The sequence below is a fragment of the Methanolobus bombayensis genome (assembly GCF_017873415.1).
Lineage (GTDB): Archaea > Halobacteriota > Methanosarcinia > Methanosarcinales > Methanosarcinaceae > Methanolobus > Methanolobus bombayensis.
Genome location: NZ_JAGGKD010000007.1, coordinates 1 through 24,113, shown reverse-complemented (window position 1 = coordinate 24,113; position 24,113 = coordinate 1). Strand labels below are relative to the sequence as shown.

Here is a 24,113-nt window from a genome sequence, read left to right as displayed (position 1 = left end):
TGGAGTGAGAACATGCCAGACATTACAAGCGTGGTAAACACGCTGGATGAAAGAAAGCCATACATAGAACTGAAGCAGGCAAACAAGGCAGGTGAACTTTCATGTGACAGTACATCTATCGCCGGTTCAATGAGCCAGAGAGCCTGCGTATATTCAGGAGCACGTGTGGCACTTAACCCCGTAACCGATGCAATCCACCTCGTGCACGGTCCCATTGGTTGTGCAAGTTACACCTGGGATATCAGAGGCAGCCTGTCAAGTGATAAGGAGACCTTCCGTACCAGTTTCTCAACTGATATGAAAGAACTCGATGTTGTATTCGGTGGCGAGAAAAAACTTTCAAAGAGCATTGACGAACTGGTCGAGTTATACAACCCGCCTGTCATCTTTGTCTATTCAACCTGTATTGTCGGTATAATCGGCGACGATCTCCAGGCCGTTTGTAAGGAATCAACAGAAAGGGTAGGAATACCTGTAATACCTGTACAGTCAGAGGGATTTAAGGGAACAAAGTCCGATGGATATAAGGCAGCATGTAATGCACTTATGGAAATTGTAGGAACTAAGGAACCTGAGTTCACATCTGAGTACAGGATAAACATTCTTGGTGACTACAACGTAGCAGGAGACGTCTGGTTAGTAAAGCCCCTCTTTGAAAAGATGGGAATACAGGTGATCACTTCTATGACAGGAGATGCGACGGCAGATAGCATCTCAAAGGCACATGGAGCACAACTGAATCTGGTTCAGTGTTCAGGTTCCATGACATATCTCGCGAAGTGGATGAAGAAGGAATTCGGGATTCCTTTCAGAAAGGTCAGCTATTTTGGAATAGAGGATCTTGCAATTGCACTCAGAACAACTGCTGAATTCTTCGGTTCAGAAGAAATGATGAACATTGCAGAAGAAATAATCGAGCAGGAAACAAACAGAATCATGCCTGAGATTCAGGAAATCAGAAGCAGGCTTGAAGGGAAGACTGCAGCAATTTACATGGGCGGGGCAGCCAAGGCACTTACATTAATAAAGGGCTTCCGAGAACTCGGTATGGAAGTTGTTATAATAGGAACACAGACAGGAAAGCGTGATGACTACAAGGAGATAAGTTATCGGGTAAAGGATGGAACAGTCATTGTAGATGACGCAAATCCTCTGGAACTTGCTGACCTCATTGTCAATCAGAAGGCAGACCTTATGGTAGCAGGTGTAAAGGAAAGGTTCCTGGCTTACAAGCTTGGTGTTTCTTTCTGTGATTTCAACCACGACAGGGTAATAGAATTTGAAGGTTACGATGGTTTCCTTAACTTTGCAAGGGAACTTGATACTTCAGTCAACAGTCCTGTCTGGAAATACGTTGGTAGTAAGATAGAAGGAGCTTATTCAGAAAGCAGTGGGGCAGACTGCGGAACTGAAGATGAGACAAAGACATCCAACAACAAGATAACAGGGGAGAGAAGTATGCAAAAGATCGATCCCATTACATTACAACAGGAGGAGTCTGTAGCATGAGTCAGCGTAACTATACTACAGTTAATCCATGTATCATGTGTCAGCCAATTGGCAGTGTAATGGCTTTTAAGGGTATAGAAGATTCAATGGTCCTTTTACATGGTTCACAGGGTTGCAGCACCTATATGAGATTGCACCTTGCACACCACTTCAGGGAACCTGTGGACATTGGTTCAAGCTCACTTAGTGAAAAGGGAGCTGTGTACGGTGGAAGCGAGAACCTGAAGAAGGGACTTAAGAATCTCATATCACGTTACAATCCAAAGGTGATCGGTGTATCAACAACATGTCTGGCAGAGACAATTGGAGATGACATTACACGTATCATCAGCGAATTCAAAGAAGAAGAGAACGTTGGCGATGAGAGAATAATAATTCCTGTCCCAACACCAAGCTATGAAGAGAGCCACAACAGTGGATACATTAAGGCTGTTGAAGCTATTGTCAAGACGTTTACCCTTGAAGATTCAAAGAAAGAGATATTCAACAATAAGCTCAATGTTGTGCTTTCAGAGAATATTTCACCTGAAGATACAAGGGAACTTAAGCACGTATTTGACAGTATTGTGGGACAGAACTCATACATACTTCTCCCTGATATCTCTGAAACTTTTGATGCTCCAATGACAGGAGATCTTCATAAGATTCCCCCAGGAGGAACAACTCATGCTGATATTGCAGACATGAAGAACAGCGCTGCAACCATCGGACTGGGAATTACCAATGATAACAAAGCGGTCAACTACCTTGAGCAGACCTTTGATATCCCTTCGCAGAATCTGCCCCTCCCGATAGGACTTGAGTACACTGACAGGGTTTTGGCCGCATTGTCCAATATATCCGGAGCAGAAATACCACACGAGTTCCAGAAGGAACGCGGAAGGCTTATTGATGCCATGGTAGACTCTCACAAATACGTTTACGGTACAAAGGTTGCTATCTATGGTGATCCGAACAACGTGCTTGGAATGCTTTCCCTTGTGCTTGAGAACGGAATGCATCCAATACTTGTGGTCGCTTCCAGCAAGTCCCCAAGATTTGCTGAACAGGCCATGGAAAGAGTAAAGCAGGTAAAGCCTGACTGTGACGTAACGATCCTTGAAGATGTGGACTTTGACACCTTCAATGATGCGATCCAGAAGGCAAAGCCACAGATGATGATCGGCAATTCCAATGGAAAGTACATTGCAAAGGAGATGAACATCCCATTGATTAGATTCGGCTTCCCAATCCATGACAGAGTCGGTTCCCAGAGGTTACTGACACTTGGATACAAGGGAGCAATGCGCATGCTTGACAGAATTACAAATACTATCCTCGAAGTCGAGGATACTGAATTAGCTGCGAAATGGTCTGAACCGGAAAGCTACGTTCCGCTCGGCGAAAGTAGCTTTCACTCCGCAGAAGCGTGAGGACGAAACCACAAATGTGTAATAAGAGATGCAGGGTGAAAAACGTAAAACAATCCTGCATTGACTTTTTTCTTTTTAGTTTGATTTTAAAGTTTAATCTGAAATTTTATTCTTAATTCCTGTCTCGTTTTCTAGTCTCAAAAAATATCCTGACCTAGAGAGGAGCTTCAACATCCTTCTCCTCATCGTAGTCATAGATATTGATTACATTATCAATAATAACAGGAGAGTTCATCCCCTGAACCTTCATCTGTATATCGATGTAAGTTTCAATTGACAACACGTAGTACGTGTCTTCATCAATGAGATATCTCACATAATACTCATTTAGCTGCTCTGTTCCCTGAAGATCCAGTCCAACATTTTCAGCTTCCTGAATCAACGATTCTTGCTCAGGAATTGCTGTAAGAATTATGCCTGAATCAGTTCTTTCCATACTTAGATTTGTAGATTCTTCAAGAAGGAACTCATTCTGAGACAACTGGTCATTGCTTGTCCATGTATCTTTATCCAGGTTTCTGGACTGCCATATACCACCATTCTCTCTCATGTATGCTTTTTCATCAACCACCATCATGTCAATGGACTTTTCAGGTGAGAAGAAAGTGATATCCATTTGCTGATCGTCATAACCAACATAGCCACTTCCTTCAAGAGCAGAGATCGTCTCCCCGAGAATAGTAATATTGCTACTCATTTCAAACTGGTAGGATTTTATGTCTTCAGAGACATGTACAACCCTTCCTGCAAGATCATATGGATCATTAATTTCCCTGTACTCCGCATAATAAAAAATACTGGATAATATTAAAACAGAAATGATAACTATGCCAGCATAAAGCTGCTTACTACCATTTCCTTTTTCTTCTGATGACATCAAACCACCTTTGTACACAATATCAGGATAATTATCTTCCTCTTATCCTTTTCTTTTCAGAATAACAATGCCTGCCAGAAGTGCTATCACAACTACAGCCACCAGCCAGAATGAAGCTGATGAACCGGATGTATCCTCATTATCTGGAACGGCTCCTTCATCTTCCAGAACTTCCGGTATATCATCCTGAGTAACTGCCGTTTCACCAGATGTAACTGCATCACCTATTTCATCTGAAACGTCTGTTCCAAGCGGAGTGTCATCTTTTGAATCGATGATGCCGTCACCATCTGTATCTGAATTGAAAGGATCAGTACCCATTCTTCTTTCTATGAAATCGAAGAGTCCATCACGGTCTGAATCAAGCGGACTGTTATCGTCACTTCTATCACCCGATACAACAGATTCTGCTCTTGCTCCGCCGGAAAGTCCGTAAGTACTGAAGTGTGAAACATTCGCCCACATGTAGCCTTCATACTCCTTTCCGTTAATCACATCATTTTCGGTGTTTATTCCAAGTTCATAAACCCAATCCATGTCAGTGCTCATCTTTTCCCACAGACCACTGGTCTCGTTGTACCAGATCATTGAAAGACTGGATTCGTCAATATCACCGGCGTCATTCCCATCAAGGTCACCTGTCCTGTCAAGGTCACGACCAGTATAATATATCACAAGCAAAGCACGCTGGATATTATTGACTGTTTCGTTCATGACATTATCACTGACGTTAATGTCAAGATACTTGACACCAAGGTCGCCTGAGGATAATCCGAAACTTATGTTGTGAGGAAGTTGATCTTCATTATATTGAGTCAGTTCAATGGAAGGCTGAACCGGTTCTTTAAGTTCAACCATCACATAAATTCCTGTTTTGCTAATGGAATCTGTCCTGAACTGGCTTACAGCATCTGGATATTCAAGTTCTGAACCGGTCTTGAACAGCTCAAGCACTTTATAATGGTCGTTTGGGTATGGATTTGAGAGCATGACAACAGTCTGGTTTTCAGACCATACCTCATACTCAACTGCAAACCTGTCATAATCGGATTCCTGCATATCTGAAAGTGTATCCGGAGCAACTGAAGCAAGAATGTTCATTGTAATATTACCGGCTGTGTCATCAACAGTTCCCGGCCTTCCAACAAACAGGATATTTTCCCTGCCAGAATAATTGCTGATGTTTTCCGGATTGAAGACAGTTACATTGATGTACTTTTCAAGATTCTCTATCAGCTCAAGGGTATCTTCATCCTCATCATAGCTGGCCCATATCCTTTCAACATTTTCTGCAAATGAATACGGATCCTCAGAATCATTCAGGCCATTTCCATCGGTATCGCCATTTATAGGATCAGTACCGTTCATGATTTCGAACATATCAGAAAGTCCGTCACCATCGGTGTCATTGTTCTTTGGATCGGTCCTGTTACTTATTTCCATTCCATCCAGCAGTCCGTCGCCATCGGTATCGTTGGATTCCATACTGGTATTGTAGAATATTTCGTAACCATCAAGCACCCCATCACCATCAATATCAGGATTACACGCATGATTATTCTCCCAACTAAATTCCTGGCCATCGGGTATTAGGTCATCATCGGAATCTGCGTCTGTCGCACTTGTACAGCTCTCAAGTTCCAAACCATCAGAAAGACCGTCATTATCGGTGTCTTCGTTAAGTGGATCTGTACCATCACGTATTTCTTCCCAATCGCTTAAAAAGTCACCATCTGTATCACTATCCCATGGGTCAGTGCCAAAAATAATCTCGGAGTTATCATCCAATCTTCCTCCATCGCTATCGTAATCAAGAAGGTTTGTACCCAGACTTAGTTCCACAAGATCAGTCAAGCCGTCATCATCAGAATCCGTGTCCCTTGGATTGGTTGAATTACTATATTCTGCCAGGTCACTCAAGCCGTCATAATCTGTGTCTTCATTAAGAGGTTCACTACCAACATGAACTGTGTAAGTACCGGACTCATTGGTAAAGGTCACATCCCATCCGGCTGTTTCGATAACATCCATCACGCCATCGCCGTCAGTATCTGTAGTATTGGTCGGTGCCATGGGGTTAAGATTGTTCAGGTATTCTTCTTCATCACCAAGACCATCCCTGTCACTATCAGGTGAAAGAGGATCGGAGTAGACTGTCATGTTAAATGTCTCATTGCAGTAGTTGAAACTTACCTGCCATCCACTTATCTCAAGATAATCTGACATGTTATCGTTGTCAGTGTCATAATCTGAAGTATTTGTACCATAAATGATTTCCATCCTGTCATTCAGACCATCTCCGTCACCATCTGACTTTGATGGATCAGTACCAGTGGTATTTATCTCAAAAGCATCACTAAGACCATCACCATCTGAATCCCATGATCTTGGATATGGATCGTCACCGTTTGCAAGACCATCATGATCATAATCCAGTGCAGAGAGTGGGTTCCATCTTACAAGACCATCGATACTGTTAGGAAGTACATCAAAATAGAGTGTATCCAGTATGGTATAAGAGGAATCGGTTTCATTCATTATGGTATATTTGTAACCATTCCAGAAATCCCACTCTATTTTACGATCTGTGTACACTATATTGTAATCAGCTACAAACATCGTTGGAACCGGGAAATTGAGAACAGCAGATTCTGGCTCGATCCATGCTACCGCCTCATAGGTGGTGTTCTGTACATCAGGATAATTATTGTTTATTGAAATGGTGTTGGTATAATCACCATAATCTGAGAGCCAGTAAGACAGCGGGGTCTCTGCGTACCCAACCCTGTAGTTCTTATAATGAGGGATGATGTAGCTGTTCTGTACATCCGTCCAGGTTCCAGAAGATGTTTTCGTAATTGTTCCGTTAATGTAACTCCTGAAAATAATCCGGTCTCCAAGATCCAGTCCGTTGCTTTCGTTATCCCGAAGGTCAAGTGATGTGTTTATCATACCCAGTGAACACTCTGTGTTCGGATACGTCTGATGGAATGTACCAACGATCCATGAGACCAAGTCCGAGAAACCTATTCCAAAGATTCCGAGGATAAAATCGGTCAAACCAATAAGTCCCATAATAATACCACCAACAAGAGCAATTATCCATCCCACTGTAGGTATGGTAGCACATGCCAGAAGGATCACACCAATGGTAAGCATGACAGCAGCGTATGCGATCATGATGGAAGCATAAACAGCACCCTGGAAAGTACCGGTATTTGACCAGCCTTCACTCATGGCAATGTTAAAGAATCCCCATAACGCAAAACCAACGTCAAGGACAAAACCCGCTATCATTGTAATTATGCCGATAACACCGAGCACTTCTCCTAAACCGTTCAGACCTTTGGCGATACTACCCACCACATTAAGGGTCTTGTTCAGCGACTCACTCGTTGTCAGCAGGATTCCCAAAAATCCTTTTACTGCTTCAAGGACATATTTTGTTGCAAAGAAAGCACGATAAGCTATTTCCGTTGCATTGGATACAAGGTCAATGAATGTGAAGCTTACAAAAACAACATTTCCAACCCACGACGTGATCTCATTTAGAATTTCCATTTCTACCGGGAATTCAAATGATTGGAGTTCCCCACCAACACTTATGACCTTTGACTCACCCACAGACCAGACCAGTGACAGTGCCATTACAGATTGGAGAGAGTCTGCATCAATGCTTACTGCACTACCCCAGTCTTCAAGTTCTCCGAGCATGGACTCTGAATCCACAGCAGAATTATCCGTTGTATTGTACCAGTTGGTCTGAATCGTCTTTAAGGAAATAACAGGTTCAGCACTCATGTCTACGGAAATATCATTACCAATAACGTATGAGCTGGAACCAAGATCAGAAAGGTCTGTTATTGTAAAATCACTCTGGATTGCAGATATGATTGGAAGAACACGGTTATCTGGAAGGGAATTTAATGCATCAGGTGTCATTTCAGTTGTAAGTGACTGTAATCCAAGATCACGATGTGCAAAATTATCGATGTCAGATGATATAGTGATATTGTGATCAGCTAGCTCCTGTGGCATGTCCTGTATTGTTGACTGGTTATTTCTCAAAAATGAGTAAGCCATCATGAAGTTGCTACCAATGCTCTGGTTGATGTCATCAGTATAGAAAATACCAACATCGCTTCCATAGCTTTCTTCAACACTTAAACCTGTGAGAGTGAAATCTTCCCTGTATGTTATGAGAGTTGTGGATTCGGTACTTATTGTACTGTTAGTCTCATCCAGAGTGTCTGTTTTTGCCTGGACTAGCCACAGAAGACTTGCGTTCACATTGATATCAGTGTTACTTGAATCAGGATAGAACATCTTTCCTGCAAGGGCAGTTTCTCCGCCTATGCCATTTACCTGGAATAATGGAACGTATACTCTGTCACCGGAAACTCCAAGACCATAATCATCTACATCTGACTGGTCAGGCACATGATCCATTGTCAGTTCAAGAAGAGGCACGATTGTCAGGTCCTCTGTAGAACCATCAAGATCCTGCATGGAGCTTTTATTATCAAATGGCCAATCCAGTTTTTGATTGGCAAGTCTTACATGACTGGAAGTTTGCGGAACAAGCTGGAAATCAATGTAAACAGGGTTTCCATTGGTTGAAACGCTGAAATTGAAATAATCGTAATTTGTTGAAACGGCAAAAGGTGACGAATCTACGTTGTCTTCTACACCGTCATCATCGTTATCAAAATCCCATATATTAGATACACCATCTGAATCAATGTCAAGAGAAAGTACATCAGTTACTTCAAAGTTATCAGCGAGGCCGTCAAAGTTTGAATCCATTTCAAGAGGATCGGAAAGATAGAGAACAGTTTCATTATAATCATCAAGCTGGTCAAAATCAGAATCCGTGGTATTTATATCAGTTCCAAGTATAGCTTCAACAGCATCCGGCAAACCATCACCGTCTGTATCGGTTGGATCAGTTGTTACGTTTATGAGTTCAAGAACGTCTAACCCGTTAGCTGCAGGATTTTGCATTTTAATCTGTGAAACCATAGAAAGAGCTGTGACGGTATCCTGAGGAATATAATTTTCATCTTCCTCGCTGAAAATATCTTCATTGCTTGCTGCAACAACAGGGTAAAATTGAGCTGTTAATAATGTTATAACTAAAAGTACCTGGAAAAGAATATTTTTCATCTGGTGCCACCTTATCAATATAAGAGGAAAGTTATATATAAAAATGTACTATATGACATCGTCAATAGCACTTTATTTTAGAAAAAAAGCAGATACATGCAAAATGATTTTTCTGACACTTCTTTATTAAACAGAATAGAGGAACTAGTGTGCACCGTACCACCTTAAATAAGGGTTACTTGCACACTATATGTGATTATTTATTCTATGTATATAGAATAAATATAGTTGAATATTATATTCAATCAACCCACACAATAGGTGGATCTTTTTTAGGTGGTTCTTCAGTCACCCTCAATTCATACCCGAATACAATAGGTGCGATCACCCTGTAATCAGGCGTAATTCCAAGCTCTTCAAGTAGTTCAGCACTTTCCTGCACAAAGCAAGCTGATCCTATCCAGCAACTACCTATTCCCATTGAATGGGCTGCAAGCATCATATTCTCAGCACACAGAGAACAATCATAATCCGCAGTTATAGCTGCATTGTTACCAAGGATTATGACAAGTACCGGAGCATTATAGAAAATATCGAAATCTTCCATGGACAGGTACTTTTTGAACTCTTCCATCGTTTCACCGGTAGCCTCTTCCAGCTTTTCCAGAAGACGTGGTTTACAGTGATCCGAGATCCGAGTCATCATTTCACGGTTCTTCACCACAACAAAGAACCATGGCTGACTGTTAAAAGCTGATGGTGCATGAATACCGGCATCAATTATTTTCTTGATGTCATCATCATTTACTTTCTGACCCGTATACTCACGAACGCTTCTTCGTGTCTTTATATTTTCAATTACAGTATTTTCCGCCACTCCCATAAATTCACTCCCTTTTTGCTCTTCTGTTCTTATTTTTTTGCTTCCAGGAACTCTTTCAACGAGATCTGAGGTAAACTGTCAGGATCTTTCACATCCTTATGGACATAGAGACCACACCAGCAACGTCTCATGGCATCATAGTGTTCCCGGTGGAAAGGTATGCATGGACACACAAGTTTCATGTCATGTTCCCTTTCACCCGTAAGTCCCTGACAGGGACAGAACGGACTTCCTTTTTCCTTTTCGATGTTAACCTCCTGCTCAAGAAGGAAGTCAACCAATTCCTCATCAGGGCTGAACTTGTATCCCAGAGGATCAACAACTTTTGAGAACATAGTTCTCAGTTGCCCTTTGCGCTTCTCATTATCCATAAGAAATCAAAGCCCCAGTAACTTTGCATATTTATCCGGATTATAACCAACGACAACATCATCATCGATTTTTACAAATGGAAAAGACATTTCAGACTTATGTGCAAGACAATCTTCCCTGATGGCTTTCTTTGTATTGTCGTCTGCTTTGTCATAATCAGTATATTCAAAGGGAATATCATGTTCCCTGAAGAATTTCTTTGCCCTCATACACCAGGGACAGGTGCTCAGGGTGTACATTACTACTTTCTTCATTTACCTGCACCTTCCATATTCAAATTTACAAAAACACTTTCTTCCATTACTTTGGTTTCGTATATAGGTACCCTGATCTCTTCTGCATCAAGGAATTTGCCTTCACGTACATCAAATCTCCAGTCATGACAGGGACATTTGATCACGTATTGTTCAAGAGTTCCTTTTGAAAGAGGACACTCCATATGCGGACATTTGTTGGACATTGCAAAAAAGTCGCCATCGATCCTGAGAACAAGCACTTTATTATTTTCAAGCAACAAAGGCTTCTTTTCACCGTTGCCAAGATCGTCCGTCTTGAGTGCAAATATCCAGTTATCTTCCTGTTTCATAGATATATTCCCGCTATCACACCAGGACAGATATATTTCCATCCTTTAGCTGTGTTTCATATACATTAACCTTAATCTTGTCTGATGCTACATATGACCCTGTACGAATATCAAAGCTCCAGCTATGGCAGGGGCACTTGATAGAATAATCCTGAATTATACCGCCCTGGAGAGGACAGTTCATATGAGGACAGCGATTTTCAATGGCAAATATTTCCCCCTGGATACGAATAAGGAGGATTCTTGTATCTTCTACTTCTACAGGCTTCATTTTACCTTCTTTCACATCACTTTCGCTTGCAGCGATTACCCATGAAGTCATTTGAATTCTCCGTATATTCAAGGTTTAAAGGAGGACAAGTATTTCCCCGTCTTCGACTTTGTTCTCGAAGACTGAAAGGGCTTCATCCTTATCGCCCAGATATTCACCGGATCTTATGTCATATTCCCAACCATGACACGGACACTTTAGCACATATTCATCACTGAAAGTACCTTTTGATAAACGACATCCCATATGTTTGCATTTCCCGAAAAGGGAATATACAGTACCATTCTTCCTGATAAGAAGTACAGGAGTCCCTTTAACCCTTGCAAAGCCCATACTACTTTCTTTCAGGTCATCGTCTTTTATAGCAAAGAACCAGGATTTTTCCGGCATTTATATCTCCCATAAATATTCAGGGGTTCAAAAATATAAATAGTTGTCGTGAAATAAAATATTGTAGCTATCTTATGTATTAATACTTATGTGTTGAAAATAACGATATTCTCTCCAGACAAAGAACAAACTTACCATGGCAGCCATGAGGTCTGATATTGGAAATGCCATCCATACTCCTGAAAGATCGAAGTAATATGGAAGGAGTATCACCAGAGGAATAAGGAACAAGATCTGACGACACATTGACAGGAAGAATGATGGTTTTGCTTTTCCAACTGACTGGAACAGTGTTGTTCCGATAACATTCAGACCTATCAAAGGACTTGCTAGTACCATTATTCTCAAAGCTGATGCTCCACTGCTTATAAGATCAGCATCCTTGCTGAACATGCTGAAAAATGTTCCCGGAAATCCTGCCAGCAGAATAAAACCGCCCAATCCAAAGAGAGTGGTTATCATCAATGATTTCTTAACCGACTCATTGACCCTTTCGTAATTCTCTGCTCCGTAGTTGTATCCAACAATTGGCTGTAATCCGTGAGAGATACCTATTATTGGCATTAAGATCAGCATTAGCAATTTGATGGCTACTCCAAATACTGCTATTGACAGGTCTCCTCCATAGATCACAAGCACATTGTTAAGTACGAGCATCATGAAACTGTTGGATGCTCCCATGACAAAGGAACCGAATCCAATTGTTGTGATCTCTTTTATCAGGCTAAGTTGCGGTTTGAAATTTGCCAGTTCAAGCCTGAGTGGGCTTTTGCCACTAACGTAGTAGTATAACAGATAGATAGTACCTGCCAGTTGTGCAAGTACGGTTGCAAGAGCTGCACCTTTTACACCCATCCCAAATCCGAACATCAGGATTGCATCAAGGAAGATGTTCAGTACACCTGAAAACACCATATTGTTCATGGCTATTTTTGAATTACCTTCAGCCCTTACAAGATTATTAAGCACAAAACCAAAAGTGAATGCCAGAGTACCCTGCAATATGACAACAGCATATTCCTTTGCGTAGACAAAGTTATCAGCAGTTGCACCGAAGAGGTTCAGTATTGTGTCTACATTGAAGAAGAATAAAATCTGGAAGATGATACTGAGCAGTATTGTATAGGTGAAGACATTGCCAAGTGTTCTTTCTGCCTTATTTACATCCTTTGAACCTAACATCCTGGAAATTACCGATGACCCACCAACACCTATACCGATGGAGAGTGCTATCATGAGCATCTGCAGTGGGAACGCAACAGCAACTCCTGCAATTCCAAGCACGCTCTGGTCTCCGAGTGCTCTTCCTACAAAGAAGGTATCTACAAGATTGTAGAATGCCTGGACAAGAAGTCCGATTATTGCCGGTGTGGCAAGCTGCCAGAGAAGTTTATTGATCTTCTCAGTACCTAAAAACTCACTTTTTTCATTCATGATGTAATCCTGATATCAATATTTGTTTTTCATTCAATTGGAAGAATTTCTGTCAAATTCCACAAGGGTGTCTTTTGCTTTGTCAAGGAGCTTTCTGAAGATCTGCTCCTCTTCATCAGACAGATCGGAAAGAAGAATGTCATTCCACTTCTGAAGAGCAGTATTTATTGCCGGAACAACTTCCCTGCCTTCATCAGAGATGAAAACACGATATATTCGCCTGTCTTCCTCGTCCCTCTCACGATATACATAGCCTTCTTTTTCAAGCGCTTTAATAGATCGTGTAGCTGTTGCTTTGCTAAACTTGAGATAGCGTGCCAGACTTTCCTGTGAACACCCATCTTTATGTGAAAGTGTCAGCAGGAATGCAAACATCGGACCTTTCAGCTTGTATGATTCAAGCGCATTCTCTATGTAATGATGATTGTGCGAAAAGATGTATGCGATCTTAGCACCGATTCTTTCAGACTGCTTCATGTTTTGTAATGTTCCCGTTTTAATTAGTTTCATGTGAAACTAATTGGTTTAATGTGAAACTAATATATAAAGATTATCTATATGAAAAATAGAAGAAGAAGAAAATATAGCCAATCTGAATGACTATGCTTCAAAATTATTTAGTGAACCGGCACAATATCAACAAACAAAGAATAAGCATAATTGAAGTGAAACCAGGCGTGGTTTGTGAACTTTCTTCTTCATTTTCAGCAGATTCGTTATCAATGGATTCTTCTATTGATTGAGAAGATTCTTCTTCAGTTGGAGGAATTTCCTCTAAGAGAGCCTCTTCTGTTTGTGCTGGTAGGTCCCAAACAAAAACGACTGGGATATCACTTATACCTGCATCGTCAAAGTGTTCGTCAATTATCTGATATATTTCGTTTAGAGATGAATCATTGACTTTATCTGGTGTCTCTTTATTGACTCCCACTTCAATGTATCCACTGTATTTTTTGAATCCGAATGACAGAAGAGGTCCATCTTGAGAAGCAAAATGGGATTCTAATTCAAATACATGCCTAGCTTTATGAACTTTCTCAGACCATTCCAGCCATTCATCTTCATCAGCAAATACTGGAACATGGCCCATAGAAGCTACAAATCCTGAGCTGTTTTTTGCTTTTTCAAATGCATCCGGGTCGTATTCAAAGTTAAGGTACTCTTCATCTTCTGCCCACATAAAAACAACGGGAACTTCACTTAAACCTGTATTTTCTTCACAATGAGCTTCTATTTTCTGATACAACTTATCGATTCTGGAATCGTTTATCTCTCCTTTGTATTCAGATTTTAACTCAACTATTATGAACTCACTGCATGCAAAAGTTCTTATGGCTTTATCAAATCTATAGTAAGAATACGAATCGGGGAGACTTGTACAACAATTGTTAATTGTATTTCTCCATTCCTGGTCAATTGTGTCCGTAAAAGTACCTTTGTTTGTTATGAAATGAGAGTCTTTGGCGTATTCTTCAAATGTTTCAGTTGAAGCACTTGCAAAACCTACCAACATTAACAATAAAGCTAATGATAGCAAAAACCATGTTCCATATTTATAACATTTACACATGCAATTCCTCTTATTTTCTAAATCTTGCCAGTATAAGAATGCACATAACAAGCATAACTGAAGTGAAACCCGGAGACGATTGTGAAGACACATCTCCGTTTTGTGAGTTATTGTTATCAATGATTACTAGATTTCCCTCTTCATCAAAATAAGCTTGGTCCCTAGTATACGTTATAACATTTCCATCATCATCCAAAACATTGATGTTCCCTTCATATGCGTCAGGTTCCTCAGTATCTATGGCTTCATCAGTATGAGGCATTTCAGTCCACACAAAAACAACTGGAATGTTACTGATACCTTCCTCTTCAAAATGATCCTCAATTATTTGGTATATTTCACTGAGTATTGAATCATTAACTTGTTCAGGTGAATCTATGTTCACCCCAACTTCTATATATCCACTGTATTTTTTGAAACCACATGATATCACAGGGCCAGATGAGAAATACTGTTCAAGTTCTTTAATATGCCTGGCTTCATGAACTTTCTCTGACCATTCCAACCATTCAGCCTCATTAGCAAATACAGGGACAGATCCCATGGTAGCTACAAATCCAGAACTGGTCTTTGCATTTTCAAATGAATCAGGATCGTATTCATATATTATATCTTCTTCATCTTCTGCCCACATAAAAACAACGGGAACTTCACTTAAACCTGTATTTTCTTCACAATGAGCTTCTATTTTCTGATACAACTTATCGATTCTGGAATCGTTTATCTCTCCTTTGTATTCAGATTTTAACTCAACTATTATGAACTCACTGCATGCAAAAGTTCTTATGGCTTTATCAAATCTATAGTAAGAATACGAATCGGGGAGACTTGTACAACAATTGTTAATTGTATTTCTCCATTCCTGGTCAATTGTGTCCGTAAAAGTACCTTTGTTTGTTATGAAATGAGAGTCTTTGGCGTATTCTTCAAATGTTTCAGTTGAAGCACTTGCACATCCATTTAGTGATATATTAACTAGTAATATCAAGAGAATTGTTTTTTTATACATTTTTTTCCGAGCTTTTTACAGAATATAGTGAACATTGAGATACCTTCGTTGGTATTTTACTACCACATTAAATAAATATTGTTTGTTATATGTTTTATTATTCTTAAAAAATAGAAAATGCCAAATAAAGACTATTTGACATTTTTGAGATAACTTGGGGTTTAATATAATGGTGTAACGCCCAAATCTAAGATAACACCACTAACTGGAGAGAATACAGACCTAGTTTCGCCACCCCAGTGCATGCCTACTATCTTTACTCCTCCGACAGTCTTCCTGAACACAGGGCCACCACTATCTCCTCCTTCGGAGTCATAGTCAGCTGTGAATTGATCATAGAAGGTGATGCCTGTGCCTGATTGATTTATAGCAGTATAATCCTCTATTACATAACCACTTGTGGTTTCAGTGGTTATTCCTGACATGTATACCTTAGCACCGACATTTGTATCCCCATAAGCAGTCACGTCTTTTAGTACATTATTGTCTGCATAATAGATGTCATCAAGTACATTGCTTGCTTCTACCCAGGCAGCATCTGCAAAGTGAAGTGTCAAATAGTCTACATAGCCTACTATTCTTCCACCTTGACGTATCTCTCCGCCAACTCCTCCTGCAGTCACAGCAGAATGTCCTGATATTACAAATCCAGGTGTACCACTACTGTCTTCTGCGGCAAATGCTAATGTTGACTTATATGTTGTGCCTGATTCATTATCATAGTTTATTTTGATACCGCCAATCATGTTAGCCCAATAATCTGTGCGTGAATGAAGCTCAAATGTTGTTTCTTCTCTAAAAACCACAGGAGCAGATTTCATACCACTTTTCTCTGCATTTGCCTCTATTATGCTGTACATTTCATCAATGGCCTTTTGGTCAACTTTGTTAATTGAATTCTTGTCAATATCTACAAACATATACCCTTCATAATGAATTCCAAATCCAGATACATGTCCAGCATTGTCTTTCATATATGCCATCAATTCATCTTTAGAATCATGCATACAGGTGTCAATATTACATAACCACTCTATCTTTTCTTTGTCATCTGATATCTCTGGTATAGTTCCACAAGTTTCAATTACTGTTGAATCTTCTTTAAGGGATTCAAACGAATCGGAACTAAAATCAGGTAAGTAGTATTCACCTTCAAACAATTAATATTGAGTTGAATCTGCCGATTCAGCTCCCACAGTCCCTATAAGCATGATTGATATGACAAGCATACTTAGAACTATTTTAAACGCATCTTTCATTTTATTCACTCCTAGTGCTAAAGTTTACTTACTTTAACACACATGCGTTTGTACCCAAACTAAAATAGAATTGCAACTATACACACATAACTAAAATTTACAACTATTGCATAATAAAATAAAAAAAGAAAAAATGCTCAATTATAACTGGAAGGTTTTTCATCCCAGTTATCCGGAGCATCTTCTATTCCTTAACTCAGGTCAATGAAGTATTCGTTGTTGTAATAGTACCATACTTCTATTACAGAGTACACTTAAGTTTGAGTTTCTAGTTTAAGTCACCATACTTATTCATATCTCAGTGCATCAACCGGCTTCATCTTTGAAGCATTGTATGCAGGTATCACACCTGAGAGCACTCCGATTACCACTGCAATGGAAATACCCATCAGCATCAGGTCCGGAGCAACGGTCATACCCAAGGATGAACGCATCATTGTAATTCCCAGATACGGCATAAGGGATGTTAGTATGAGACTCAGCAATATACCGAGCACACCTCCTACAAAACCTACCAGTGCTGAATTGAACAGGAATATCATCAGAATATCCCGATTCTTAGCACCTATAGCTTTCATAGTACCGATCTCCTTGGTCTTTTCCAGCACAGAAGTGAACATCGTATTTGCAATACCCACCGAACCCACAACAAGTGATACACCCGCTATGGCACCCAGGAATATTGTGAATGATGACATCATCTCACTGAAAGACTCTGCCTGTGACAACGAATCTGAAACTGTGAAATCACGATCATCGTCATTCATAACATGCCTGGATATCATGAGTTTCTCTTCAATCTCATCTACTACACTTTCAACGTTGTCAACATCATCGACCTTTACAACGATAGTATCATAGACATCCTGCTCAGCATCATCTATAATGCCAACCGCTGAATCAATAGGCATGATGATAGAACGGTCACTTTCACCTTCTGCCAGTATACCCACCACTCTGTAGGATTTGCCTTCGATGGAAAGTATACGGTTCAGACCTATTTCCTGATCATACATCTCATGGGCTATCCTGTAACCAATGACAACAACATTATTGTCAGTAGCTTCCAGCAACCTGCCGGACTCCAGTTCATAGCTTACGGTATATTGCCAGACCTGTGGATCAACACCTGTTACAGAGAGATCGGCAGTTTCACCCATGAAGTATACTTCCAGACCACTACCGGCTATCTGACCATAGATATAGTCTATATTCTCCACCAGTTTAATTGCCATGATATCCTTGTCAGTCAATTCAGCATCCGAGGATGAGCTGTCACCACCGCCTGGCGGACCAAAGGATGACATGGCCCTGGTGTAACCGGGAGTGACCTGCAATAACGTAAGGTCCATGTCAGCAATTCTTTCTTCCATATCAGCAGCCATGCTGTCACTGAGTGCCATAATAGTAACTACTGATCCGACACCGATGACAATACCTATTATAGTGAGCCAGCTTCTTATCTTACTGTGAACCAGGATATTGGTAGCAAGCTTTAGATAGGTACTTCGTCTCATTGCTGATCCTTCTTCATAATCTTCCTTTTAAGCTCTCTGAGCTGGACATTGAGTGGTACATAATTACCCTCTTTGAGCATCTTCTTCTTTCTGTAATTGTATCCTATAACTACAACCACCAGTATAACAGCCCCATACAACAGATAACTGTTAGATGATGAGCTCTGACCTCCGGGTCCACCGGCCATGCCAGCCATCATTGTGCCACCGGTAAGCTCTTCGATCTGAACAGCCTTTTCCACGGTGTGTCTCTGTCCTGCAGAGTCTGTGTATTCGATCGTGACAAGAAGCTCACTCTTTGATTCCAGTTCTTCCTGCATGGTTTCCATATCTTCTTCTGTCATCTCAGAAGGTTGTGCATTGGCTGTGCCGGATGAGTCTTCATCAATTGATGGCATTGAGTTTGTCTGACTTATTGAGAACGATGTGATGGTATAGTCACCTTTTTCGAGGTTACCCACAATTGTAGATGTACTTCCTGTTGCCTGGAAATTATCCTGCTCAGGTATTGATACCTTCACAGAGTAAGCCTCATTGTTACCTACATTTGCAAGAGACAGTGACACTTCTCCCTCATCACTCTCTGAATAACTCAAATCAAAGTCAGTGGTTCCTCCCACAAACATTCCTGCTTTTGTTGATATTGTGGTAGTGTTGGAATTATAGTCCTGGAATTTCAGTGTAATATCAAGCTGATAAAGTCCCGGATCCGCATTTACATCAGCCATAACGGAATACACTACTGTAGCTGATTCGTTAACTCCAAGGTAATTTATGTACTTGGTGTTGGATGAGTATACAGGAAGTATTACACCTGTGGATTCGTCCCATGAGATTTCCATATTCTTGAGTGGAGATGAACCTGTGTTGGTTATGACAAACTCAAGAGGTTCCACGGTTGCAACATCTATGCTGGAATCGCTTATTGTGACAATCTGAGCATACTCTTTACCCTGTACTTCAACTTCAAGGGTTGTAACAAACTTAGAATCAGATTCACTATCACTGACAATTATGTCTACATCGTAAGTACCGTCAGAGACATCAGAATCCACCTTCAACTTGAATTTTACAAGTGTCGCATCTTCCTCATCCTGTCGGGCTTCAAGGAAAGAGATAGTCTTTGTAAGTGATTCACCGGACACCTGTGAAAAAGGATATTCAGCGTCAACACTGACCGTTATATCTGAAAGATCATTACTTCCTTCATTCTGGAGACTTACTGTTAATTCTACTGTCTCACCAGGTCTGGCAGGATAGGGACTCTGAGTCATCAGGTCCACATTCACTCCTGCAGCCCCGGCATTCATACCTGCTGCTGCTGCATTAGTTATTGGAAGCAGCAATACTAACATTAATAATAGAATCTTTTTCATTTTCATCACATTGCTTCATGCTTTATTATCTCTATATTATCGACCATTCCGTCTTTGATATGAACAACACGATCCGCATATTTTGTTAGTTCAGGATCATGGGTGATCATTATGATCGTCTTACCTTCCCTTTTGTGAAGGTCACTAAGGAATTCAAGAATGTAACTTCCGGTTTCACTATCCAGATTACCGGTTGGCTCGTCAGCAAGAATTACTTTCGGATCAACTGCGAGGGACCGTGCAATTGCAACCCTCTGTCTTTGTCCTCCTGATAACTGCGAAGGAAGATTGTACTTTTTGTCCCCAAGACTGACTACATCAAGAAGTTCTGCTGCTCTAGTCCATGAATCATCAGCATCAGCTTCCTGGAACTCAAGAGGAAGCATCACATTTTCAATAGTGTTTAAAGTAGGTATAAGGTTAAAGGTCTGGAAAATAAAACCAATTAGCTGACCCCTTATCTGAGCAAGTTCGGATTCTTTCATTTTAGAGATATCCTTGTTGTTTAGTTCAACAACTCCCTTGCTTGGAAGATCAAGACAACCCAGCAGGTTCATCATTGTACTCTTACCACTTCCACTTGGACCAAGTATGACTACAAATTCACCATGTAGGATCTCCAGATCAATACCTTTCAGTGCCGCGAACTCGACCTCTCCCATTTTGTAGATCTTCCAAACGTCTGTCAGACGCATGAGAGAATCAGAATTTCCATTTTGCAGCTTTTTTTCTTGTTCAGTATTATTGAGATTCTCGTCCATGATATACCTCAAATCATTCCCGTTTTTATTAACATATAGTGCATTTAATATTTTATAATAATATATTTATATTTACTGAATTATCACTATATGTAAGCATTCATTCATCCCCCGCATATCCTGCCGGAGATATCTTTGTCAGTCGACCCATTTGTTCTGAATCCAACTTTTCATACAGAGATGAAATGACAGTTTCATAGCCAAATGATCCCTGTTTTCCAACAGAACTTTCAGGGGCTTTTTCTTCAATTGTTATCTGTATATGAGTGTTCATAATTCGTGCCTACGGTTTCGGATAAAAGACACCTTGCGGATAGGTAGCAGATGTCCCTTATACGAATGGGGTTGTTGGTACATTGGTGACACCAAGATGGATGTGGTTGGTGTGGGTGCCACCTTAGCTTGGGTGGTATGCTTGTCAGATCATTGCTGGCAAGCAATCTCCAGATTAGCAGATTTAAATAAAAGCATACTTATTTCAGAAAGGGGTTCAAAATACCATAATCAATCAATAAAGCTTTATAAAAGATTTTAAGAAAAAAATAGAGAATACCAATCAATTTAAAGCTTATCAAGAAATTAAAAAGATACTAATAAACAATTAAGACCAAATAATAAGATATCACAAATAAAACATAATTTAAGATAATATCCAGTGCTGAACTCAACAACAAACAAAAAAATAAGAGAAGATCATTTCTCGGATTCCACAAGGAAAAGGACATTTCCACGTCCTTTCTTGAATTTCTGAATCTTGCCTCGCTTCTCAAGATCAAGAAGCATCAGACTGACCTTGCCTTCAGAGTACCTCAGACGCTTACGCATATCCTTCTGGGTCATTCTTCCACCCTGGGACTTCAGAATATCCAGTATTTCCTGAAGATCAGCAGGAACAGGTTCACCTGATGTTGGTTTATTTTTTGAAGCCGGCTCAGGAAGTGTTTCTGCACCTTTAGGCATAGTAACTTCCTTTTCTGATGTGACAGGAGGTTCTTCGATAATTACCGGACCAGGAGATGAGACTGCTGTTTCTTTTTTATCACTTACAGTAGGAGAGAATTTGGCCTCAGGCACTTTATACTCAGACATCTGAGAAGTTTCATAAGTTGCCTGTCCTGGTACTAATGAAAAATCAGAATGACTTACCTCTTTTCTGCCAGTTGGATATTGTGATGATAATGGTCTTTGTTTCATTTGTGAAGTAATGATTGCCAGAAGGACTAGAACAACAACTATTGATCCATAAAGAAGAGAACTGCTTTGAGACCCGGATATGCTTTCAACATCTGAAACGGTTGAATTCTGATCAGAAGTACCTGAATATGAAGGAACCAGCAAAAGATCCAGAACATAGCTGCCTTCCTCTGATACTGTTATTAAATCCTCTGCATAATAAGTAAGCTGATCATCCTCATAGTAACTTGCAGTGATAAGGTAAGTGCCATTTGCCAGTTCAAAGGAATATACACCATATTGTGCTACCATAGACTGTGCAGGTGTTGAATTCACCTCAATGATAGCATTATCAAGAGGTTCGAATGTGTTCCATTCGTAGGCTACACCATGGACTGTTGCAATATTATCTGCAGAGGCAATACCAGCCATTATCAGAATAATCGCTACACAGCAGATATAATATATTGGTTTCATGTCACGCAACCCTGTCCCCAGAACTATTTCCCAACATCTGTCCTTTCAAATATTGGTATCATCCATACATTTTCTTTTCCTGCGGACATATCGCCATCAAGATGATATGTGCCATTTCCTATAAGTTCCGCTTCACCATTTCCACTTGCATTAAGAACGATCATGTCTGAAATAATAGCAACTGTATAAGCTGAGCCTGACATAGAAACGTTTCCTGTAACCTCAACGTATGATATCATTGAATGAGACATAATCATCTCAGGTGAAGTTTCTTTATCAGGAACAAACTCTCTCCTGTAGTCAGCAGCTGCATCAATTACAAGGTCCTCACCAAGATCAACTACCGAGAATTTACCATCAGATAGTGAAAAATCCAGATCAAGGTCTCCTGATAAAATAGCAACTCCATTACCTTCAGCACTGAGGATGTTATTCTCTATAATTACCGGACCCGGAAGATATTTTTTAATCTCACCCATTATTGGCCTGAGCCTGGAATTAGACTGAATTATACTTTTCCGCGATAGATCCAGATATTCCTGTTTAGCACTTTCAGAAGAGGCACTATTTGCCTTTTCAAGATAGATACGAGATTCAGATACAAGATCTGCATAATTCTTAATCATGTCTTTGAGTTCAGATACATCATTGCCCTCGTTCTCCAGTTTTACAGTAGCATTTTCAAGTCTTTCTACCATAAACTCAGACTTTTCAATATTATCTTCCAGAAAACGCTCCTCATCCATCGGAAAAGACAAGATGAACATATGGTCCATCATAGTCTCTTTGGGAGGAGAATACACCTCCGCAGGAGCTTTATTATCATAATTGTAACTATCCGGGCTCTTTTCAGGATACTGTTGCATACTATCAGAGCCAGTCATGCCTGAAATGACAACGAGTAGCATAAGAATTATCAACACTGCAAGAGGCATTTTTTTCATTGACGACCACATCTAAGGAGCTCATAAGTATAACTACGTATCCGATTTTACAACAGTTAACAGATATTATGTGTTTTAAACGTTTTCTCTGTTTTAATTGATAGTATGAATATAAATAGATAGTCATTAGATATTGAAATATACAGGGAAATAGAAAGCAAAACAAACAGGCAAATAAACTAATAAAGATCCAACAATAAGTTGCTGAAATTACCACTTAAACTCTTTTGATGACTGATTGATACCAATATCAACCCGTTCAAAACCATTCCTGATATCCGAATCACATGAAAACAATCCTGAACCATATGATTTATGTTCGGGAGTAATATTCCTTATAAGAGCCGATTTTACGTAAAGCCTATCAGGATAAATAGCCTGTGAACGGATCGCTTCTTCCATTCTTGAATCTATGAATAGTTTTAAGGAATCTTTTATGTCAGGCAAAATCACTCACCTTTTAACCTTTATCGATTAAGAGATGCCCAGGATAGGAAGGGCACCTCTTAAGCGAGGAGGGGTTGTTGGTACAGTGGTGGCACCTCAGGCTGGATGTGGTTGGGGGTTAGGTGCCACCGAAGTGGGGTGGTACCCGTTAACATATTGTTCCACGGGCAATTCACCAATTAGTAGATTTAAATAAAAGCATACTTACAGGAAAATATAGAATTTAATACATATGATTTTTAAAACTTTATAGTAGCATAAAATACAAAATAAAGCTATTATATAATTTTTAATACTTATTGAAGCAATTAAAAACCTTTAAACACATATTAATAACCAATGGTGCTTTTTTATAATGAAGAACATGAGCCAAAGAATTAATTTTTCAATAAATTATTTTACAAATAGCTAGCCTATTAACGTAAAACCTCCGGTCAGACACAAACATTCAATCAATATTAGTCTTCTAGTGAACTCCTCCTCCCTGCCAGCCTTCGGCTGTCGAGGAAGGAGCTTCCTACGAGTGTAAGTCTCATTTCGTAATCATTCTGATGAGAATGATTCCGATCAACAAACCTGTTTGTCGTAGATTATCAATCATTGATTGATAGCTTGTCCACAAAGCATTATGTTTGAAATACCTTGAGAGAATGTTCACGCTACTATTCATATCTCTGTCAAGAATATTACCACAATAATCACATTCATATGTTCTGTAACCAAGTGGCATATTCTTGATA

22 protein-coding genes and 1 pseudogene are annotated in these 24,113 nt (G+C 40.0%); 2 read left to right on the top strand and 21 right to left on the bottom strand.

Translation table 11 applies throughout. From position 1 onward, the window contains the following. The first annotated feature begins 12 nt into the window (after nucleotides 1-12). Both nifE and J2746_RS09655 read left to right on the top strand, forming a co-directional pair. Entirely contained in the window at nucleotides 13-1,509 is a 1,497-nt protein-coding gene (gene nifE / locus J2746_RS09660) for a nitrogenase iron-molybdenum cofactor biosynthesis protein NifE (protein WP_209619858.1), read from the top strand. After that, complete coding sequence (locus J2746_RS09655) at nucleotides 1,506-2,921, top strand: nitrogenase component 1 (protein ID WP_209619855.1); 1,416 nt, start codon at nucleotides 1,506-1,508, stop codon at nucleotides 2,919-2,921. Before nifE ends, J2746_RS09655 begins: the two co-directional genes overlap by 4 nt. A 154-nt stretch (nucleotides 2,922-3,075) precedes the next feature. Here J2746_RS09655 and J2746_RS09650 read toward each other — a convergent pair whose 3' ends face one another. From J2746_RS09650 to J2746_RS09550, 21 genes and pseudogenes are all read right to left on the bottom strand, one after another. Then, the gene (locus J2746_RS09650) at nucleotides 3,076-3,798 is read right to left on the bottom strand and encodes a hypothetical protein (protein ID WP_209619852.1); all 723 of its coding nucleotides are present in this window, start codon (nucleotides 3,796-3,798) and stop codon (nucleotides 3,076-3,078) included. A gap of 42 nt (nucleotides 3,799-3,840) precedes the next feature. Then, complete coding sequence (locus J2746_RS09645) at nucleotides 3,841-8,964, bottom strand: hypothetical protein (protein WP_209619849.1); 5,124 nt, start codon at nucleotides 8,962-8,964, stop codon at nucleotides 3,841-3,843. 241 nt (nucleotides 8,965-9,205) lie between these two features. Next, a complete protein-coding gene (locus J2746_RS09640; protein WP_209619846.1) occupies nucleotides 9,206-9,787 on the bottom strand; it encodes a nitroreductase family protein in 582 nt (193 codons plus the stop codon). A 29-nt stretch (nucleotides 9,788-9,816) separates the two neighbouring features. Further along, complete coding sequence (locus J2746_RS09635; RefSeq protein WP_209619843.1) at nucleotides 9,817-10,158, bottom strand: ferredoxin-thioredoxin reductase catalytic domain-containing protein; 342 nt, start codon at nucleotides 10,156-10,158, stop codon at nucleotides 9,817-9,819. 6 nt (nucleotides 10,159-10,164) lie between these two features. Continuing rightward, nucleotides 10,165-10,413 carry a glutaredoxin family protein gene (locus tag J2746_RS09630; protein WP_209619840.1) on the bottom strand — a complete coding sequence of 83 codons (249 nt, stop codon included), beginning with the start codon at nucleotides 10,411-10,413 and terminating at the stop codon, nucleotides 10,165-10,167. After that, complete coding sequence (locus tag J2746_RS09625; protein ID WP_209619838.1) at nucleotides 10,410-10,745, bottom strand: Rieske (2Fe-2S) protein; 336 nt, start codon at nucleotides 10,743-10,745, stop codon at nucleotides 10,410-10,412. Before J2746_RS09625 ends, J2746_RS09630 begins: the two co-directional genes overlap by 4 nt. A 16-nt stretch (nucleotides 10,746-10,761) precedes the next feature. Then, nucleotides 10,762-11,067 (bottom strand): Rieske (2Fe-2S) protein, encoded by a 306-nt coding sequence (locus J2746_RS09620; protein WP_209619836.1) that lies wholly within the window; start codon nucleotides 11,065-11,067, stop codon nucleotides 10,762-10,764. A 24-nt stretch (nucleotides 11,068-11,091) separates the two neighbouring features. Next, nucleotides 11,092-11,406, bottom strand: coding sequence for a Rieske (2Fe-2S) protein (locus J2746_RS09615; RefSeq protein ID WP_209619834.1), 315 nt, complete (start codon nucleotides 11,404-11,406; stop codon nucleotides 11,092-11,094). A gap of 72 nt (nucleotides 11,407-11,478) precedes the next feature. Then, nucleotides 11,479-12,840 carry an MATE family efflux transporter gene (locus tag J2746_RS09610; protein ID WP_209619832.1) on the bottom strand — a complete coding sequence of 454 codons (1,362 nt, stop codon included), beginning with the start codon at nucleotides 12,838-12,840 and terminating at the stop codon, nucleotides 11,479-11,481. Between the two features lie 33 nt (nucleotides 12,841-12,873). Next, a complete protein-coding gene (locus J2746_RS09605; protein WP_209619830.1) occupies nucleotides 12,874-13,350 on the bottom strand; it encodes a MarR family winged helix-turn-helix transcriptional regulator in 477 nt (158 codons plus the stop codon). Nucleotides 13,351-13,453: 103 nt separating this feature from the next. Next, nucleotides 13,454-14,353 (bottom strand): hypothetical protein, encoded by a 900-nt coding sequence (locus tag J2746_RS09600; protein ID WP_209619828.1) that lies wholly within the window; start codon nucleotides 14,351-14,353, stop codon nucleotides 13,454-13,456. Between the two features lie 67 nt (nucleotides 14,354-14,420). Next, nucleotides 14,421-15,419: a hypothetical protein gene (locus J2746_RS09595; RefSeq protein WP_209619825.1), complete on the bottom strand. Its 999-nt coding sequence runs from the start codon at nucleotides 15,417-15,419 to the stop codon at nucleotides 14,421-14,423. A gap of 161 nt (nucleotides 15,420-15,580) precedes the next feature. Further along, nucleotides 15,581-16,579 carry a S1 family peptidase gene (locus J2746_RS09590; RefSeq protein WP_245250085.1) on the bottom strand — a complete coding sequence of 333 codons (999 nt, stop codon included), beginning with the start codon at nucleotides 16,577-16,579 and terminating at the stop codon, nucleotides 15,581-15,583. Nucleotides 16,580-16,965: 386 nt separating this feature from the next. Next, nucleotides 16,966-18,195 carry an ABC transporter permease gene (locus tag J2746_RS09585; protein ID WP_209619823.1) on the bottom strand — a complete coding sequence of 410 codons (1,230 nt, stop codon included), beginning with the start codon at nucleotides 18,193-18,195 and terminating at the stop codon, nucleotides 16,966-16,968. After that, on the bottom strand, nucleotides 18,192-19,571 hold the full coding sequence (locus J2746_RS09580) for a COG1361 S-layer family protein (RefSeq protein ID WP_245250084.1): 1,380 nt from the start codon (nucleotides 19,569-19,571) through the stop codon (nucleotides 18,192-18,194). Before J2746_RS09580 ends, J2746_RS09585 begins: the two co-directional genes overlap by 4 nt. 5 nt (nucleotides 19,572-19,576) lie before the next feature. Beyond that, complete coding sequence (locus J2746_RS09575; RefSeq protein WP_209619819.1) at nucleotides 19,577-20,332, bottom strand: ABC transporter ATP-binding protein; 756 nt, start codon at nucleotides 20,330-20,332, stop codon at nucleotides 19,577-19,579. A gap of 100 nt (nucleotides 20,333-20,432) precedes the next feature. Further along, the gene (locus J2746_RS09570) at nucleotides 20,433-20,606 is read right to left on the bottom strand and encodes a hypothetical protein (protein ID WP_209619817.1); all 174 of its coding nucleotides are present in this window, start codon (nucleotides 20,604-20,606) and stop codon (nucleotides 20,433-20,435) included. Between the two features lie 419 nt (nucleotides 20,607-21,025). Beyond that, complete coding sequence (locus J2746_RS09565; RefSeq protein ID WP_425342646.1) at nucleotides 21,026-21,982, bottom strand: helix-turn-helix transcriptional regulator; 957 nt, start codon at nucleotides 21,980-21,982, stop codon at nucleotides 21,026-21,028. A 23-nt stretch (nucleotides 21,983-22,005) separates the two neighbouring features. Further along, complete coding sequence (locus J2746_RS09560) at nucleotides 22,006-22,926, bottom strand: hypothetical protein (RefSeq protein WP_209619812.1); 921 nt, start codon at nucleotides 22,924-22,926, stop codon at nucleotides 22,006-22,008. Nucleotides 22,927-23,136: 210 nt separating this feature from the next. Then, the gene (locus tag J2746_RS09555; protein ID WP_209619811.1) at nucleotides 23,137-23,373 is read right to left on the bottom strand and encodes a hypothetical protein; all 237 of its coding nucleotides are present in this window, start codon (nucleotides 23,371-23,373) and stop codon (nucleotides 23,137-23,139) included. Nucleotides 23,374-23,905: 532 nt separating this feature from the next. Further along, nucleotides 23,906-24,113, bottom strand: a pseudogene (locus J2746_RS09550) (zinc ribbon domain-containing protein); the annotation flags it as partial.

Excerpts from the sequence above, each read along its gene's own strand:
- nifE (WP_209619858.1), top strand. The coding sequence starts at position 13 with ATGCCAGACATTACAAGCGTGGTAAACACGCTGGATGAAAGAAAGCCA.
- J2746_RS09655 (WP_209619855.1), top strand. The coding sequence starts at position 1,506 with ATGAGTCAGCGTAACTATACTACAGTTAATCCATGTATCATGTGTCAG.
- J2746_RS09650 (WP_209619852.1), bottom strand. The coding sequence starts at position 3,798 with ATGTCATCAGAAGAAAAAGGAAATGGTAGTAAGCAGCTTTATGCTGGC.
- J2746_RS09645 (WP_209619849.1), bottom strand. The coding sequence starts at position 8,964 with ATGAAAAATATTCTTTTCCAGGTACTTTTAGTTATAACATTATTAACA.
- J2746_RS09640 (WP_209619846.1), bottom strand. The coding sequence starts at position 9,787 with ATGGGAGTGGCGGAAAATACTGTAATTGAAAATATAAAGACACGAAGA.
- J2746_RS09635 (WP_209619843.1), bottom strand. The coding sequence starts at position 10,158 with ATGGATAATGAGAAGCGCAAAGGGCAACTGAGAACTATGTTCTCAAAA.
- J2746_RS09630 (WP_209619840.1), bottom strand. The coding sequence starts at position 10,413 with ATGAAGAAAGTAGTAATGTACACCCTGAGCACCTGTCCCTGGTGTATG.
- J2746_RS09625 (WP_209619838.1), bottom strand. The coding sequence starts at position 10,745 with ATGAAACAGGAAGATAACTGGATATTTGCACTCAAGACGGACGATCTT.
- J2746_RS09620 (WP_209619836.1), bottom strand. The coding sequence starts at position 11,067 with ATGACTTCATGGGTAATCGCTGCAAGCGAAAGTGATGTGAAAGAAGGT.
- J2746_RS09615 (WP_209619834.1), bottom strand. The coding sequence starts at position 11,406 with ATGCCGGAAAAATCCTGGTTCTTTGCTATAAAAGACGATGACCTGAAA.
- J2746_RS09610 (WP_209619832.1), bottom strand. The coding sequence starts at position 12,840 with ATGAATGAAAAAAGTGAGTTTTTAGGTACTGAGAAGATCAATAAACTT.
- J2746_RS09605 (WP_209619830.1), bottom strand. The coding sequence starts at position 13,350 with ATGAAACTAATTAAAACGGGAACATTACAAAACATGAAGCAGTCTGAA.
- J2746_RS09600 (WP_209619828.1), bottom strand. The coding sequence starts at position 14,353 with ATGTTGGTAGGTTTTGCAAGTGCTTCAACTGAAACATTTGAAGAATAC.
- J2746_RS09595 (WP_209619825.1), bottom strand. The coding sequence starts at position 15,419 with ATGTATAAAAAAACAATTCTCTTGATATTACTAGTTAATATATCACTA.
- J2746_RS09585 (WP_209619823.1), bottom strand. The coding sequence starts at position 18,195 with ATGAGACGAAGTACCTATCTAAAGCTTGCTACCAATATCCTGGTTCAC.
- J2746_RS09580 (WP_245250084.1), bottom strand. The coding sequence starts at position 19,571 with ATGAAAAAGATTCTATTATTAATGTTAGTATTGCTGCTTCCAATAACT.
- J2746_RS09575 (WP_209619819.1), bottom strand. The coding sequence starts at position 20,332 with ATGGACGAGAATCTCAATAATACTGAACAAGAAAAAAAGCTGCAAAAT.
- J2746_RS09570 (WP_209619817.1), bottom strand. The coding sequence starts at position 20,606 with ATGAACACTCATATACAGATAACAATTGAAGAAAAAGCCCCTGAAAGT.
- J2746_RS09565 (WP_425342646.1), bottom strand. The coding sequence starts at position 21,982 with ATGAAACCAATATATTATATCTGCTGTGTAGCGATTATTCTGATAATG.
- J2746_RS09560 (WP_209619812.1), bottom strand. The coding sequence starts at position 22,926 with ATGAAAAAAATGCCTCTTGCAGTGTTGATAATTCTTATGCTACTCGTT.